We start from the raw sequence: 15,645 nt of genomic DNA, 5'->3' as shown, positions 1-15,645 counted from the left end.
CGATGCAGCATCACGGTGATCCGTCGCATGACATGGTGCGCCTCGAGGCGGCCCGATTCCGCATGGGCAGCGACCGCTTCTACCCCGACGAGGGCCCCGCCCACGTCCGAGAGGTCGAGGCGTTCTGGATCGATCGCTACGCGGTGACGAACGGGCAGTTCGCGCGCTTCGTGGACGACACCGCGTACGTCACCGTGGCGGAGCGCGCGCTCGATCCCGCGGAGTTCCCGGGAGCGGACCCCGACGACCTCGTGCCCGGCGCGATGGTCTTCACCCCGACGGCGGGCCCGGTCGACCTCCGGGACTGGCGGCAGTGGTGGCGCTGGGTTCCCGGCGCGTGCTGGAGACAGCCGGGAGGGCCGGGCTCGTCCGTCGAGGGACGGCCCAGTCATCCGGTGGTGCACGTCGCCTACGCGGACGCAGTGGCCTATGCGGCATGGGCGGGGCTGAGGCTGCCGACCGAGGCGGAGCACGAGTACGCCGCGCGCGGCGGGATCGACGGCGCGGACTTCGCGTGGGGAGACGAGCCGTACCCGGGCGGGGTCCCGCAGGCCAACACCTGGATCGGCCGGTTCCCCTACGACAACCGCGGCGTGGGCGATGCCGCGCCGGTCGGCTCGTACCCGCCCAACGGCTACGGGCTGTACGACATGATCGGCAACGTCTGGGAGTGGACCTCGAGCGCGTACGCGCCGCGCCACATCCTTCCGGAGCGTGGCGGCGTCGAGAGGGAGGGGCGGCACGACCTGCTCGCGACGGGACCCGGCGGCCCTGGGCCGACGGGTCCGCTGCGGCGGGTGATCAAGGGCGGCTCGTACCTGTGCTCGCCCGACTACTGCCTGCGGTTCCGGCCTGCGGCGCGATCCCCGCAGGCGGAGGACGCCGGCATGTCCCACCTCGGTTTCAGGTGCGCGCGGAGCGTCGCCGGCTGACTACTGCCGCGAGACCGCGATCCGCAGGCGCTCCTCGGGTGAGATGAAGTGGTCGTGGTCGTCGGTGCCGAGGTCGATCTGCACCCACACGACCTTCCCCCGGAACCGGCTGGTCTCGGCCGTGTAGTCGGGCGATACCGTGGTCCCGGACTCGTAGCCGACGTCGGTCGTCTCGTCGGCCGAGAAGATGATGGCCTGCGTCGCCTCGACACGGCCCGAGCCCACCGCCTCGCCGTCGTAGTAGAGCGTGACCGTGCCGCCCTTGCCGAGCCCACCCCCGTCGTAGGCGAACTCCATGCGCACCTGATGCCTGCCCGACGGGATCGGAGGCTCGGCGGCGGTCGTGAAGTGGTGGATACCCAGCACGTTGTAGACGAACGTCGCGCGGCCGTCGTGGGCATAGAGCGTCCAGCCCCCGAAGCGGCCGCCCTGCGCGATGATCACTCCGGCCGCGCCGTCCTCGGGGACCTCCACCTCCGCGGTGACGGCGAAGGACTTGTTCTTGATGCTGACGACGCTGTTCTCCGAGAGGCGGCCCATGCCGGCGTACAGCAGCTGCGAGCTGCCATGCACGAGCGTCGGCCGACCCGCGAGCTCCGCGTTGAGCCGCTCGCCCGTCCGGTCGTCGATCGGGATCGCGTTGTACTTGGTCGCCTCGATCAGCCAGAGCCGCTGGAGCTGGCGGAGCTTGTCGGGATGCTCGGAGGCGAGGTTGTTCGCCTGGCTCCAGTCTGCGGAGCCGTTGTAGAGCTCCCAGACGTCGTCGTCGAGCTCGGGGACGTTCCCTCCCACCAGCTCCCACGGCGTGCGGTGCTTCGTGACTGCGCTCCACCCCTTGAAGTAGATCCCGCGGTTGCCGAACATCTCGAAGTACTGCAGGTCGTGCCTCTCGGCGGCGTCGGGGCCGTCGAAGGTGTAGACCATGCTCGTCCCCTCCATCGGCGACTGCAGCACGCCGTTGACCGAGGTCGGCTCGGGCAGCCCGGCGACCTCGAGGATCGTCGGTGCGATGTCGATGCAGTGCGTGAACTGGGTCCGCAGGCCGCCCTTGTCGTGGATCCGTGCGGGCCAGTGCACGACCGCGCCGTTGCGGGTGCCGCCCCAGTGCGACGCGACCTGCTTGGTCCACTGCAGCGGCGAGTTCATCGCCCACGCCCACCCGACCGCGTAGTGGTTGTACGAGCTCGGTGAGCCGAACTCGTCCATCTTCGACCGCATGAACTCCGGGGTCTCGAGTCCCGCCATGCCGTTGAAGTTCGCCATCTCGTTGAACGCGCCGTTGAGGGTGCCCTCCGCGGAGGCTCCGTTGTCGCCGAGGATGTAGTAGATCAGCGTGTCGTCGAGGATGCCGAGGTCGGCGATGGCGTCGACGACGCGGCCCACGTGGAAGTCTGTGTGCTCCAGGAATCCCGCGTACACCTCCATCTCGCGCTCGAGCACGGGCTTGAGCTCCTCCGGCATGTCATCCCAGGCCGGGATCTCGTCGTGGCGCGGGGTCAGCTGGGCGTCCGCCGGCACCACCCCGAGCTCCTTCTGGCGCGCGAACGTGCGCTCGCGCTGCACGTCCCAGCCGTCGGCGAACCGCCCGCGGTACCGGTCCGCCCACTCCTGCGGCACGTGGTGCGGCGCGTGGGTCGCACCGGGCGCGAGGTACGCGAAGAACGGGCGATCGGGCATGAGCGACTTCTGTGCGCGGATCCAGGCGATGGCCCGGTCGGCGAGGTCCTCGGTGAGGTGGTAGCCCTCCTCGGCGGTCGCCGGGGGATCGACCGGCGTCGTGCCGTTGTAGAGCGCGGGGTCCCACTGGTTGTTCTCGCCGCCGATGAAGCCGTAGAAGGTCTCGAACCCGCCGCCTCCGGAGGGCCACGCGTCGAAGGGGCCCATCGGCGAGGACTGCCAGACCGGCACCTCGTGACACTTGCCGAACTGCGCGGTCGAGTACCCGTTCAGCTTGAGCGTCATCGGGAGGGGCGCCTTGGTGTTGGGGCGCAGCGAGCTCTGGCCCGGCGCCGACGTCGCGGTCTCGGTGATGCTGCCCATGCCGACCGAGTGGTGGTTGCGCCCGGTCAGCAGCGCTTGGCGGGTCGGCGCGCACAGCGCGGTGGTGTGGAACCGGTTGTAGCGGAGGCCACCGGCGGCGAGCCGCTCCGCGACCGGGGTCTCGCACGGCCCGCCGAACGCGCTCGCGGCGCCGAACCCGACGTCGTCGAGGAGGACGATCAGCACGTTGGGTGCGCCCTCCGGTGGCATGAGCGGTGCGATGGGCGGATAGGCGGTGTCCGGATCCTTGGCATCGAACGTGGTGAGACCGTGCGCGGGACGGTCCGGGATCGGCAGCACTGCACGCGTGTGACGGTCGGCGCTCATGGCTCCCCCTCGAGGCGATGTCAACCTCTGTACTTTATCGGCAGAATGTCCCATTTCGCGCGCGATGATGGGAGGTCGCACCCCGTGCCTATGATGCTTGCGCCGGATTTCCCGGTCGTTCGTCATGCCCTGGAGGCCTCACGTGACCGCTCAGCCGCTCGCACCCCTGCTCGGAGAATGGGCCGACGCACGCCTGGGCCACGTCACCGCGATCCAGGCGCCCGGCGCCGCCGCCGCGCCGCTCATCGCCCGCGCCGCGCTCACCGACGACGCCCCGATCGTCGCCATCGCCGCCACCGGCGGCGACGCCGAGCAGCTCGCCCGCGCGCTCACCGCGTACCTCGACCCGGCCGAGGTCACCACGTTCCCCAGCTGGGAGACGCTCCCGCACGAGCGGCTCAGCCCGCGCTCCGACACGGTCGCCCGCCGCCTCGCGACGCTGCGCCGCCTCGTCCACCCGGCCGAGGCGAGCGAGGAGTCCGGCCTGCCCGTCCCGCGCGTCGTGGTCGCCCCGCTGCGCGCGATGCTCCAGCCCCTCGTGCCCGGGCTCGCGGACCTCCAGCCCGTCCTCGTCAGGAAGGGCGACGAGCACGACCTCACCGCCCTCACCGAGGCGCTCGCGGCCGCCGCCTACACGCGCGTCGACATGGTCGAGCGCCGCGGCGAGTTCGCGGTCCGCGGCGGCATCGTCGACGTGTTCCCGCCCACCGACCCGCACCCGATCCGCGTCGAGTTCTTCGGCGACGAGGTCGAGTCGCTGCGCTTCTTCTCCGTCGCCGACCAGCGCTCGCTCGAGTCCGTCGGCCGGCTGTGGGCGCCGCCGTGCCGCGAGCTGCTGCTCACCGAGGACGTCCGCGCCCGCGCCCAGGCGCTCGCCGAGCAGATCCCCGCCGCCGGCGACATGCTCGCGCGCATCGCCGACGGCCACGCGGTCGAGGGAATGGAGTCGCTCATCCCCGTGCTCCTCACGCGCCTCACCCCGGTGACGGACGTGCTCCCGGCCGGCACGCGCATCGTCGCGCTCGAGCCCGAGCGGCTCGCCCGCCGCGCCGAGGACCTCCAGCACACCGCGCAGGAGTTCCTCCAGGCCGCATGGGTGAGCGCCGCGGCCGGCGCGGACTCGCCCATCGAGGCGCAGGGCGGCTTCCTGTCGCTCGAGGACGTCGACGTCTCCGCGGCGGAGCGCGGGCTCGGCTGGACCGCGATCGGCCCGTTCGGCACCGCGGCGGCCGAGGTGCCCGGCATCGGCGAGATCGAGGACTTCCGCGGCCGCCTCGCGGCGGTGCTCGACCTCGTCCGCGCGCGCCTCGCCGAGGGCTGGCGCGTCGTCATCGCCGCGGCGGGCACCGGCAGCGCGCACCGCATCGTCGAGCAGTGCGGGGAGCGGTCGATCCCGGCGCGCGTCGCCGCGCACGCGGACGATGCGGACCCCGGGGTCGTCGCCGTCCTCGCGGGCGTCGACGCCCGCGGCTTCCAGGTGCCCGACGCGCGGCTGCTCGTGCTGCACGAGAGCGACCTCACCGGCCGCTCCGCCTCCGCCGCGGGCCCCAAGGTCAAGGTCCCGAGCCGCCGCCGCACCGCGGTGGACCCGCTCCAGCTGCGCCCCGGCGACTTCGTGGTGCACGAGACCCACGGCGTCGGCCGCTTCGTCGAGCTCACCAAGCGCACCGTGCGCGGCGTCGAGCGCGAGTACCTGGTGATCGAGTATGCCGCCTCCAAGCGCGGCGGCCCCGCGGACCGCCTCTCGGTCCCCACGGACCAGCTCGACCTCATCACCAAGTACGTGGGCGGCGAGGCGCCGAGCGTCAACAAGATGGGCGGCGCCGACTGGTCGAAGACCAAGGGCAAGGCGCGCAAGGCGGTCAAGGAGATCGCGGCGGAGCTCATCCGCCTCTACAGCGCGCGCATGGCGACGAAGGGCCGCGAGTTCGGCCCGGACACCCCGTGGCAGCGCGAGCTCGAGGAGTCCTTCGCGTACGTCGAGACGCCCGACCAGCTCTCCACCATCGACGAGGTCAAGGCCGACATGGAGAAGGCCGTGCCGATGGACCGCCTCGTGTGCGGCGACGTCGGCTTCGGCAAGACCGAGATCGCGGTGCGCGCCGCGTTCAAGGCCATCCAGGACGGCAGCCAGGTCGCGATCCTGTGCCCGACCACGCTGCTGGTGAAGCAGCACGTCGACACGTTCTCCGAGCGCTTCGCGCAGTTCCCCGTCAAGGTCGCGGCGCTGTCGCGCTTCCAGACGGACAAGGAGGCCAAGGAGGTCATCGACCAGCTGGGCTCGGGCGAGATCGACCTCGTGGTCGGCACGCACCGCCTCATCACCGGCTCGGTCCGCTTCAAGAACCTCGGGCTCATCATCATCGACGAGGAGCAGCGCTTCGGCGTCGAGCACAAGGAGACGCTCAAGGCCCTGCGCACCGACGTCGACGTCCTCGCGATGTCCGCGACCCCGATCCCGCGCACGCTCGAGATGGCCGTCACCGGCATCCGCGAGATGTCGACCCTCGCGACCCCGCCCGAGGAGCGCCACCCGATCCTCACGTACGTGGGCCCGCACGAGGACGCGCAGGTGATCGCCGCGATCCGCCGCGAGCTGCTCCGTGACGGCCAGGTCTTCTACATCCACAACTCCGTCAAGACCATCACCCGGGCGGCGCTCAAGATCAGCGAGCTCGTGCCGGAGGCGCGCGTCGCGGTCGCGCACGGCCAGATGAGCGAGAAGCAGCTCGAGCAGGTCATCGTCGACTACTACGACAAGAAGTACGACGTGCTCGTGTGCACCACGATCGTCGAGACCGGCCTCGACATCTCGAACGCCAACACCCTCATCGTCGAGCGCGCCGACACCTTCGGCCTGTCCCAGCTCCACCAGCTGCGCGGGCGCGTGGGCCGCGGACGAGAGCGCGCCTACGCCTACTTCCTCTACCCGCCGGAGCGCACCCTCACGGAGACCGCGCACGACCGCCTCCAGACGATCGCCGCCAACACCGACCTCGGCTCGGGCATGGCCGTCGCGATGAAGGATCTCGAGATCCGCGGCGCGGGCAACCTGCTCGGCGCGGAGCAGTCCGGCCACATCGAGGGCGTCGGCTTCGACCTCTACATCCGCATGGTGGGCGAGGCGGTCGCCGGATTCCGCGGCGAGGAGGTCGAGGAGCGCGCGCCCATGACCGTCGACCTGCCGATCGACGCGCACATCCCCACCTCCTACATCGAGCACGAGCGGCTGCGCCTCGAGGCGTACCGCAAGATCGCCGACGCGGACGCGGACGACGTGCTCGACGCGATCGAGGAGGAGCTCGACGACCGCTACGGCACGCCGCCCGAGCCGGTGACGAACCTGCTCGCGGTCGCGCGCCTGCGCCTCGAGCTGAGGGCGGTCGGCATCCACGACGTGGTCGCGCAGGGCAAGTACATCCGCTTCAGCCCGCTCGAGCTGCCGGACTCCGCGGCGATGCGCATGACGCGCCTGTTCCCGGGCACGCTCATCAAGCCCGCGGTGCGGCAGGTCCTCGTGCCCGCGCCGATGACCGCGCGCATCGGCGGCAAGCCCGTCGAGGGGCTCGAGGTCCTCGACTGGGTGCGGACCGTGCTCCAGGCGACCCGTGCGCCGGCGCTCGGTTGAGCCACATTAGGATGACGGGCATGACGTTCCGCCGACGCCTCGCCGTCCTCGCCGCATCGTCCCTTCTCCTCGCCGGCTGCGCCGTCCCCGGCCAGCCCGCCGCCCCGGGCGTCGCGCTCCAGAGCGAGGGGGAGACGGTCACGACGGCCGACCTCGACGCCGTCGCCGCCGCGTGGGAGGCCGACAGCGACGGCGCGATCATGCCGGGCCGCCGGGCGATCGCGACCGCGACCCTGCTGGGCCCGGGCCTCCTCGAGGTCGCCGCGAGCAACGACGCGGTCATCAACGAGGGCGTCGCGCGCACGTTCGCCGAGGCGTGGCTCGAGTTCGCCGGCGTCGAGAACCCGGAGCCGAGCGACGCGGTGGTCGAGTCCACCGAGAACGTGCTCGCCCTCTACGTCGCGACCTACGCCGACACCAACGGCACGATCCTGCGCGACGCGGTCGACTCGCTGCCCGAGGACGTCGCGATCTCGCCCCGCCTGGGCGCGCTGTCCGCGGACGCGCTCGTCGCCTCCGCGCAGGCCGCGGTCGGCAACGCCGAGGTCGCCGGGCTCGGCAACTACTCCTTCACGGCCTTCCTCGACGTCTCCGGCTTCGAGTCCACGAGCGCCGACTGGGCCGTCACCGAAGGCGGCGAATGACCGACGGGATCGACCGTCTGGTGGAGGTGATGGATCGCCTCCGCTCCCCCGGGGGATGCGCCTGGGACGCCGAGCAGACCCACGAGTCGCTCGCGCCCTACGCCCTCGAGGAGGCCCACGAGCTCGTCGAGGCCATCGAGTCCGGCTCCCGGGCCCACCTGCGCGAGGAGCTCGGCGACGTGCTGCTCCAGGTGGTCTTCCACGCGCGCGTCGCTCAGGAGCACCCGGACGAGCCGTTCGGCCTCGACGACGTCGCGGATGCGTGCGCCGACAAGCTGATCGCCCGCCACCCGCACGTCTTCGGCGACGAGGACGCGGGCACCATGGACGAGCACCTGCGCCGCTGGGACCGCATCAAGGCGGAGACCTCCGGTCGCGAGTCCGTGATGGACGGCATCCCCGCCTCGCTCGGGGCCCTCGCCCGCGCCCAGAAGGTCCTCGGCCGCGCCGAGCGCGCCGGGCTGGCGGACGATGCGGCGGACGCCGCGGGCGACGAGGGCGTGGGCGACGCGCTGCTCGCCCTGGTGAGGCGCGCGCGGGTCGAGGGGCTCGACGCCGAGACCGAGCTGCGCGCGGCCACCCGCCGCGTCGAGCGGGCCGCCCGCGCCGCGGAGCAGGCCGGACGCGACGACACCGAAGGTTCATCCGGCTAGGACGAACGTCGCTGAGCGCGCACCTGCGCGCATCGTTAGACTCCCAAGAGGTTCATCCATCCAAGCGAAGGAGCATCATGGCCAGCATTGAGGCCGTCGGCGCCCGCGAGATCCTTGACTCGCGCGGCAACCCCACCGTCGAGGTCGAGGTCGCCCTGGAGGACGGCACGTTCGCGCGTGCAGCCGTCCCGTCGGGCGCGTCGACCGGCGCGTTCGAGGCTGTCGAGCGCCGCGACGGCGACAAGGGCCGTTACCTGGGCAAGGGCGTCGAGCAGGCCGTGGACGCGGTCATCGACGAGATCGCCCCCGAGATCGTGGGCCTCGACGCCACCGAGCAGCGCATCATCGACCAGATCATGATCGACCTGGACGGCACCGACAACAAGGGCAAGCTGGGCGCGAACGCGATCCTCGGCGTGTCCCTCGCGGTCGCCAAGGCGGCGGCCGACTCGGCCGACATCGCCCTGTTCCGCTACGTGGGCGGCCCGAACGCCCACGTCCTGCCCGTCCCGATGATGAACATCCTCAACGGCGGCTCGCACGCGGACTCGAACGTCGACATCCAGGAGTTCATGATCGCCCCGGTCGGCGCCCCCACCTTCCGTGAGGCGCTCCGCACCGGTGCCGAGGTCTACCACTCGCTCAAGTCGGTGCTCAAGGAGCGTGGCCTGGCGACCGGTCTGGGCGACGAGGGCGGCTTCGCGCCGAACCTCCCGTCGAACCGCGACGCGCTCGACCTGATCCTCGTCGCGATCGAGAAGGCCGGCTTCAAGCCCGGTGAGGACGTCGCGCTCGCGCTCGACGTCGCCGCGACCGAGTTCTTCAAGGACGGCGGCTACCAGTGGGAGGGCGGCGTCAAGACGCCCGACGAGATGATCGCCTTCTACGAGGGCCTCGTCAACGACTACCCGCTGGTCTCCATCGAGGACCCGCTGTCCGAGGACGAGTGGGCCTCCTGGAGCGGCCTGGTCGAGAAGGTCGGCGACAAGACCCAGATCGTCGGCGACGACCTGTTCGTCACCAACCCGGTCCGCCTCAAGCGCGGCATCGACGAGGCCGCGGCCAACGCCCTCCTCGTCAAGCTCAACCAGATCGGCTCGCTGTCCGAGACCTCGGACGCCGTGGAGATGGCGCAGCGCGCCGGCTTCGCCGCGATGGTCTCGCACCGTTCGGGCGAGACCGAGGACGTCACGATCGCCGACCTGGCCGTCGCGTACAACTCCGGCCAGATCAAGACCGGTGCTCCCGCCCGTGGCGAGCGCATCAACAAGTACAACCAGCTGCTCCGCATCGAGGAGGAGCTGGACGACGCCGCCAAGTACGCCGGCAAGTCGGCCTTCCCGCGCAGCTACAAGTAAGCCGCAGCGCAGGCTTAGGACGGGCGCGTCTCCCTCGGGAGGCGCGCCCGTTCCGCGTCTGCGGGGAGGCCGAATCCCGCGACTCGCTGCCCACGCGGTCCGGGACGGGGGTCTCCGCCCTGGACAATGGCGGCGTGACCGATCCGACGCGCCCTCGCAGGCCCGGCGCCTTCGCGCGCGCCTGGGCCGAGAGCGAGGGGACCCCGGCGCCCGCGCCGCGGTCCTCGGCGCGTCCGACCGGCGAGCGCCGCCCGAACGTGCCCGGTGCCGCGCGCCCGACCACCGCCGCGCCGCCGGTCGCCGCGACCTCCGCGCCGCGCTCGGGCCGGCGGATGCTCGTCCGTCTGCGGTCCGGCGCGACCGCTGCCGCCTCGTCCGCCGCAGCCGGCGCCGGCACCGTGCGCGCCCGCGCGGCCGCCTCGCGCGCCGCGGCGAAGCCGGCCCCCGCATCGTCCACCCCCACGCCCGCCCCGACGGCGACGCCCCGTCCGCGTCCCGCCTCGCGTCGGCGCGGCACGGCCGCCACCGGCGGCGTGCGGATCCCCAAGGGTCGGGCCGCGAGCCGCCCGGGCGGTCCGTCGGGTCCCGGGCGCCAGACGCCGCCGCGCAACCGCATCGAGCCCGCCAAGGCGCGGGGCTCGTGGGTGAGCGCGCTGTCGTGGCGGCTCGTCGTCATCATCGGCGTCGTGGTGCTCGCGGCCGCCGTCGTGCTGCCGTCGCTGCGCGCGTACTTCCGCCAGCAGGAGGAGCTCGCCTCGCTGCGCGCCGAGGCCGTCGCGGCCCAGGAGTCCGTCGACGACCTCACGGCCGAGGTGAAGCGCTGGGACGACCCGGCGTTCGTGGTCGCGCAGGCGCGCGAGCGGCTCGCGTACGTGTTCCCGGGCGAGACGCCGTACCGGGTCATCGACCCCGAGACCGTCGAGGGCGCGGCCGAGGGCTCGCCCGCCGCGGAGGACCCGGCCGAGATCGACGAGTCCGGCACCTGGTACACCCGCCTGTGGGACTCCGTGGAGACCGCGGGCGACGCCAAGGTGGGCGGCAAGAAGGCCAAGACCGCGGCGGCGTCCGGCGCCGCCGACTAGACTCGCGGGGTGAACGACACCCCTGCCACCGAGCGCGACGTCGCCGTCCTGGCCGCCCAGCTCGGGCGCGAGCCCCGCGGCATCGTCGCCATCGCCGCGCGCTGCGTGTGCGGCAACCCGACCGTGGTGCACACCTCGCCGCGCCTGCCCGACGGCACGCCGTTCCCCACGCAGTACTACCTCACGCACCCCGACGCGGTCGCCGCCGTGTCGACGCTCGAGGCCAACGGCGTGATGAAGGAGATGCAGGCGCGCCTGGGCGAGGACGAGGAGCTGGCCGCGGCGTACCGCGCCGCCCACGAGCGCTACCTCGAGGAGCGCTACGCGCTGGGCGACGTGCCCGAGATCCACGGCATCTCCGCGGGCGGCATGCCCGACCGCGTGAAGTGCCTCCACGTGCTCGTGGGCCACGCGCTCGCGGCCGGCCCGGGCGTCAACCCGCTCGGGGACGAGGCGCTCGCGCTCATCGCGGACTCGTTCAGCCCGGACCGCTGCACGTGCGCCGTCGACGTCTGACTAGTCTGACCCCATGCGTGTAGCCGCCATCGACTGCGGGACGAACTCGATCCGCCTGCTCATCGCCGACATCGACCTCGAGTCGGGCTCCCTCACGGACGTGGTCCGCACCATGACCGTGGTGCGCCTGGGTCAGGGCGTGGACCGGACGGGGGAGTTCGCCGCGGAGGCGCTCGAGCGCACGTTCGCCGCGACCGACGACTACGCCGCGCAGTGCCGCGAGCACGGCGTCGAGGCGATCCGCTTCGTCGCGACGTCCGCGACCCGCGACGCCCGCAACCGCGAGGTGTTCCTCTCCGGGATCCAGGACCGCCTGGGCGTGGTGCCCGAGGTGATCTCCGGCGCCGAGGAGGCCGCGCTGTCCTTCCGCGGCGCGACCGGCGCCCTCGACGCGGCGCACGACGGACCCTTCCTCGTGGTGGACCTGGGCGGCGGCTCGACCGAGGTCGTGCTCGGGACCACCCGCCCCGACGCCGCGCACTCGATGGACGTCGGCTGCGTCCGCATGACCGAGCGCCACCTCGAGGGCGACCCGCCCTCGGAGGAGCAGGTCGCGGCGGCCGAGGCCGACGTGCACGACGCGATCGACATGGCCTTCGCGGGCGTGCCCGTCGAGCGCACCCGCACCCTCGTGGGCCTCGCCGGCACCATCACGACCGCGACGGCGCACGCGCTGGGCCTGCCGGAGTACGACCGCGACGCCATCAACGGCGCCGTCGTCCCCATCGACGACGCGATCCGCGCGTGCGACGAGCTGCTCGCGTCCTCGCGCGCCGAGCGCTCCGCGCTGGGCTTCATGCACCCGGGACGCGTCGACGTCATCGGCGCGGGCGCGCTCGTGTGGCGCACCGTGATGACGCGCGTGCGCTCCGCGGTGGTCGAGGCCGGCGGCGCGTTACCGCACGTCGTGACGAGCGAGCACGACATCCTCGACGGCATCGCCTTCTCGGCGGCCGAGCGGGGCTGAGCCGCCGCATCGTCCCGCAGCCCCCGTAGCCCAACTGGCAGAGGCAGCCGGCTTAAACCCGGCCCAGTGCGGGTTCGAACCCCGCCGGGGGCACCGGAGCCTCTACGCTGGTGCGCCATGGCTGCCGGCGCGACGATCCACACCTTCGAGATCACCCTCGCGGACGTCGACCGCGGCGTCTACGAGGACCTGTCGCTGCGCGCCGCGCGGCACCCCTCCGAGACCGACGCGTTCCTCATGACGCGCGTCCTCGCGTACTGCCTCGAGCACGAGGAGGGGATCGCGTTCGGCGAGGGCATCTCCACGACCGACGAGCCCGCGGTGCTCGTGCGCGACCTCACGGGCCGCATCACCGCGTGGATCGAGGTGGGCGCCCCCGAGGCCGACCGGCTCCACCACGGCAGCCGCCTCGCCGACCGCACCGCCGTCTACACGCACCGTGACCCGGCCAAGCTGATGGCCCGCTGGGAGGGCAAGCGCATCCACCGCCGCGAGGAGATCGTGCTGCGCAGCTTCGACCCCGGCTTCGTGGACGATGCGGCGGCGCGGCTGGCGCGGCGCAACACGCTCACGGTGTCGGTCACCGAGGGCCACCTCTACCTCGAGCTCAACGGCACGTCGCTCGACACCGCGATCCGCACGCGGCCGCTGGGCTGAGCCGAGCCCCGCGCACCGCGCACCGCGCACCGCGCCATGCGCGCTGCGAGGTGCTCAGCGCCCGTTCTCGAACGATGCGGCCACTGAGGACCTCCCAGGGCGATCGCGCCTCATCCGGGCGATGGACGAGGCGGCCGGCGCCTAGGGGGGCTAGGGACGCTCGGCGGGCACCGCGGCCGCGCGGGCCTCGCGCGCCCAGGCGATCGTCGCATCGAGCGTGCCGAACGTGAAGAGGTGCAGCCGGACCTCGCCGTGGCGCTCGTCCAGGCGCGAGCCGAGCTCCTCCACGAACCGGTCGGGGCCGGCGGTCCCGACCAGCGAGGCGAGCGAGAAGCCGTACTTGCGCGCGATGCCCGCGCTCGTGCCCACGCCGCAGCGGCGCGCGAAGGCCACGAGGCGGCGCACGCCGGCGGGCCCGGGCACGCCCACGCGGATCGGCAGCGTGATGCCGAGGGCGCGCACGCGCTCGATCCACGCGACCACCGCGTCGACGTCGAACGAGAACTGGGTGGTGAGCGAGCCGGCGAGGCCCTGCTCGGTCAGCGCCGCGGCCTTGGCGCCCAGCTCGGCCCACAGCACGTCGTCGGAGATCGCGGGGTGGCCCTCGGGGTACCCGGTGAGGCCCACCTCGGCGACGCCGGCCTCGGCCAGCACGCCCGACCGGATGAGGTCGAGCGCGGACGCGTACGGGCCCGCGGGCGTGCGCGGGTCCCCGCCCACGACGAAGAGCCGCTCGTGCGCCTCGTGCGCCCTCAGGCCCTCGAGCGTGGCGCGCAGCTCCGACTCCGAGGCGAAGCGGCGCGCGGCGAGGTGGGGGACCGGCACGAGCTCGGCGCGGGCGGCCGCGGCGGCGGCCTCTCGGCGCTCGGCGGCGCCCTCGGTGCCGAGGTGCGTGACGCTCACGCGGGTGCCGGCGGGCAGGTCGGCCGCGAGGGCGACGAGCGCGGGCGTGTCACGCGCGGTGATCTCGACGGACAGGTCCTCGAGAAGCGGGGGGGTCCGGTGCAACGACGGGCCTCCTTCGGTCCGTTGAAGCAGGGAAGCGGCTCCCAGTGTACGGGCGGGCGGCACGCCGTGCCAGGGACGGAGGGTCCTGGCGCGCTCCGGACGCGGCTCCGCCCCGGCGGGGAGGTCGCGCCGGGGCGGAGGGTCGGGGGCCGCTAGAGGATCGCGGTGAGCTCCTCGCTGGCGGCGGCGCGGACGGCCTCGCGCGCGTCGACCGCGCCGCGCGCGGCCCGGGCGAGCTCCGCGAGGGCGCGGCACTCGTCGATCGTGTGCAGCGACAGCGCGAGCTTGACCGCCGGCACCTTGGACGGCGCCATCGACAGGCTCGACACCCCGAGCCCGGCGAGCACGAGCGCGAGCAGCGGGTCGCCCGCGGACTCGCCGCACACACCCACCGGCTTGCCCGTCGCCGTCCCGCCGTCGCACGCGGCCGCGACCACGTCGAGCACCGCGGGCTGCCACGGGTCGAGCAGGTCGGACAGCTCCCCGGCCATGCGGTCGGTGGCCATCGTGTACTGCGCGAGGTCGTTGGTGCCGAGCGAGCCGAAGTCCACCTCGGCCAGCACGTGCCGTGACCGCAGGGCCGCGGCGGGCACCTCGATCATCACGCCCGACTTCGGCAGCCCGGCGGCGGCCACCCGGGACGCGAACCACGCGGCCTCCTCGGCGGTCGCGACCATCGGCGCCATGACGCGCACGTCCGCGCCGGTGTCCTGCGCGGCCAGGGCCAGCGCCTCGAGCTGCGAGTCGATGAGCTCCGGCCTGGCCTGGCACAGGCGCAGCCCGCGCCGCCCGAGCGCTGGGTTCTCCTCCTCGCCCAGGTCCGCGAACGCCAGCGGCTTGTCCGCGCCCGCGTCGAGGGTGCGCACCACCACGCGCCGGCCCGGGAAGGGCGCGAGGACCTGGCGGTAGATCTCGGCCTGGTCCTCGACCGACGGCATCGCGTGCGCGGACAGGTAGACGAACTCCGTGCGGAACAGCCCGACGCCCTCGAGGTCCTGGGCGCCCGCGGCCACCGCATCGTCCACCCCGCCGATGTTGGCGAGCAGCGCGACGGCGTGGCCGTCGCTCGTGGTGCCGGGGCCCGCGACGCCGGCGAGCGCGGCCGCGCGGCGCTCGCGGCGCTCACGCTGCGCCTCGATGAGGGCCATGTCCGGGTCGAGCGTCACCTCGCCAGCGTCGCCGTCGACGGCGACGCGGGTGCCCGCGGGGATGTGGGTCGCGCCCTGCACCTGGACCACCGCGGGGATGCCCATCTGCGCCGCGAGGATCGCGGTGTGCGAGGTGCGGCCGCCGGCGGCCGTGACGATCGCGACCACGCGCGAGCGGTCGAGCGCGGCGGTCTCGGCGGGGGCGAGGTCGTCGGCCACGATGACCGACGGCTCGGACAGCGCGGGCACACCGGGCGCGGGGACGCCGAGCACCACCGCGATGGCGCGGTTGCCCACGTCCTTGAGGTCGGTGACGCGCTCCGCGAAGTAGCCGCCGAGCGCCTCGAACTGCGCCGCGTACTCCTCGACGGCCGCGGCGATCGCGTGCGCGGGGCCGGCGCCCGCGCCGACGAGCTTGCCGGCCGCCTTCGCGAGGCCCTTGTCGCGGGCGATCATCGCGGTGGCCTTGATGATGGGCTGGGCGTGCGCGTCGGCCGCCTCGGCCCGGGCGTCGAGATCGGCGGCGACCGCCGCGAGCGCCTCGAGCACCTGGTCGGTGGCCGCGCCCGCGTCCGTCGGGGCCGGCTCGTCGGCCGGGGGCCGGACCGGCGGTGCGACCTGCACCACCGGCCCGACCGCCGTCCCGGGGCTGACGCCCACGCCGTGACGGGTGTCGCCGGACATG

The 15,645-nt window shown here is 73.5% G+C and carries 12 protein-coding genes and 1 tRNA gene; 10 read left to right on the top strand and 3 right to left on the bottom strand.

The genetic code is table 11. The features are described from left to right. Positions 1–32: 32 nt before the first annotated feature. Complete coding sequence (locus tag AOM07_RS02170) at positions 33–932, top strand: formylglycine-generating enzyme family protein (protein WP_084830022.1); 900 nt, start codon at positions 33–35, stop codon at positions 930–932. On the opposite strand, the gene AOM07_RS02165 is transcribed toward AOM07_RS02170, so the two are convergent. Beyond that, positions 933–3,299, bottom strand: a complete 2,367-nt coding sequence (locus AOM07_RS02165) for an arylsulfatase (protein ID WP_062310961.1) — start codon at positions 3,297–3,299, stop codon at positions 933–935. Between the two features lie 124 nt (positions 3,300–3,423). On the opposite strand from AOM07_RS02165, the gene mfd reads away from it, so the two are divergent. From mfd to AOM07_RS02120, 9 genes are all read left to right on the top strand, one after another. Beyond that, positions 3,424–6,927, top strand: a complete 3,504-nt coding sequence (gene mfd / locus AOM07_RS02160; protein WP_084830021.1) for a transcription-repair coupling factor — start codon at positions 3,424–3,426, stop codon at positions 6,925–6,927. 20 nt (positions 6,928–6,947) lie between these two features. Then, the gene (locus tag AOM07_RS02155; RefSeq protein WP_062310957.1) at positions 6,948–7,571 is read left to right on the top strand and encodes a hypothetical protein; all 624 of its coding nucleotides are present in this window, start codon (positions 6,948–6,950) and stop codon (positions 7,569–7,571) included. Continuing rightward, positions 7,568–8,224, top strand: a complete 657-nt coding sequence (locus AOM07_RS02150) for a nucleoside triphosphate pyrophosphohydrolase (protein ID WP_062310955.1) — start codon at positions 7,568–7,570, stop codon at positions 8,222–8,224. The genes AOM07_RS02155 and AOM07_RS02150 overlap by 4 nt, the downstream gene beginning before the upstream one ends. 77 nt (positions 8,225–8,301) lie before the next feature. After that, positions 8,302–9,582, top strand: coding sequence for a phosphopyruvate hydratase (eno, locus tag AOM07_RS02145; protein WP_062310952.1), 1,281 nt, complete (start codon positions 8,302–8,304; stop codon positions 9,580–9,582). Between the two features lie 134 nt (positions 9,583–9,716). Then, positions 9,717–10,664 (top strand): FtsB family cell division protein, encoded by a 948-nt coding sequence (locus tag AOM07_RS15065; RefSeq protein WP_062310950.1) that lies wholly within the window; start codon positions 9,717–9,719, stop codon positions 10,662–10,664. 9 nt (positions 10,665–10,673) lie between these two features. Then, positions 10,674–11,180: a DUF501 domain-containing protein gene (locus tag AOM07_RS02135; RefSeq protein ID WP_062310948.1), complete on the top strand. Its 507-nt coding sequence runs from the start codon at positions 10,674–10,676 to the stop codon at positions 11,178–11,180. Positions 11,181–11,193: 13 nt separating this feature from the next. After that, entirely contained in the window at positions 11,194–12,147 is a 954-nt protein-coding gene (locus tag AOM07_RS02130) for a Ppx/GppA phosphatase family protein (protein WP_062310946.1), read from the top strand. Between the two features lie 19 nt (positions 12,148–12,166). Further along, positions 12,167–12,240: transfer RNA gene (locus AOM07_RS02125), tRNA-Leu, on the top strand. A 24-nt stretch (positions 12,241–12,264) separates the two neighbouring features. Then, positions 12,265–12,804, top strand: a complete 540-nt coding sequence (locus tag AOM07_RS02120) for a YaeQ family protein (RefSeq protein WP_062310943.1) — start codon at positions 12,265–12,267, stop codon at positions 12,802–12,804. 150 nt (positions 12,805–12,954) lie between these two features. Here the strand turns inward: AOM07_RS02120 and AOM07_RS02115 are convergent, their stop codons facing one another. Both AOM07_RS02115 and ptsP read right to left on the bottom strand, forming a co-directional pair. Next, on the bottom strand, positions 12,955–13,812 hold the full coding sequence (locus AOM07_RS02115) for a methylenetetrahydrofolate reductase (protein WP_062310940.1): 858 nt from the start codon (positions 13,810–13,812) through the stop codon (positions 12,955–12,957). A 152-nt stretch (positions 13,813–13,964) separates the two neighbouring features. Further along, positions 13,965–15,644 carry a phosphoenolpyruvate--protein phosphotransferase gene (ptsP, locus tag AOM07_RS02110; RefSeq protein ID WP_062310938.1) on the bottom strand — a complete coding sequence of 560 codons (1,680 nt, stop codon included), beginning with the start codon at positions 15,642–15,644 and terminating at the stop codon, positions 13,965–13,967. Position 15,645 lies beyond the last annotated feature (1 nt).

The organism is Demequina rhizosphaerae (genome assembly GCF_000971255.1).
GTDB lineage: Bacteria > Actinomycetota > Actinomycetes > Actinomycetales > Demequinaceae > Demequina > Demequina rhizosphaerae.
This window is presented reverse-complemented; position numbering and strand designations above follow the sequence as displayed.

Excerpts from the sequence above, each read along its gene's own strand:
- AOM07_RS02155 (WP_062310957.1), top strand. The coding sequence starts at position 6,948 with ATGACGTTCCGCCGACGCCTCGCCGTCCTCGCCGCATCGTCCCTTCTC.
- AOM07_RS02120 (WP_062310943.1), top strand. The coding sequence starts at position 12,265 with ATGGCTGCCGGCGCGACGATCCACACCTTCGAGATCACCCTCGCGGAC.
- AOM07_RS02165 (WP_062310961.1), bottom strand. The coding sequence starts at position 3,299 with ATGAGCGCCGACCGTCACACGCGTGCAGTGCTGCCGATCCCGGACCGT.
- eno (WP_062310952.1), top strand. The coding sequence starts at position 8,302 with ATGGCCAGCATTGAGGCCGTCGGCGCCCGCGAGATCCTTGACTCGCGC.
- AOM07_RS02130 (WP_062310946.1), top strand. The coding sequence starts at position 11,194 with ATGCGTGTAGCCGCCATCGACTGCGGGACGAACTCGATCCGCCTGCTC.
- AOM07_RS02170 (WP_084830022.1), top strand. The coding sequence starts at position 33 with ATGGTGCGCCTCGAGGCGGCCCGATTCCGCATGGGCAGCGACCGCTTC.
- ptsP (WP_062310938.1), bottom strand. The coding sequence starts at position 15,644 with ATGTCCGGCGACACCCGTCACGGCGTGGGCGTCAGCCCCGGGACGGCG.
- mfd (WP_084830021.1), top strand. The coding sequence starts at position 3,424 with ATGCCCTGGAGGCCTCACGTGACCGCTCAGCCGCTCGCACCCCTGCTC.
- AOM07_RS02150 (WP_062310955.1), top strand. The coding sequence starts at position 7,568 with ATGACCGACGGGATCGACCGTCTGGTGGAGGTGATGGATCGCCTCCGC.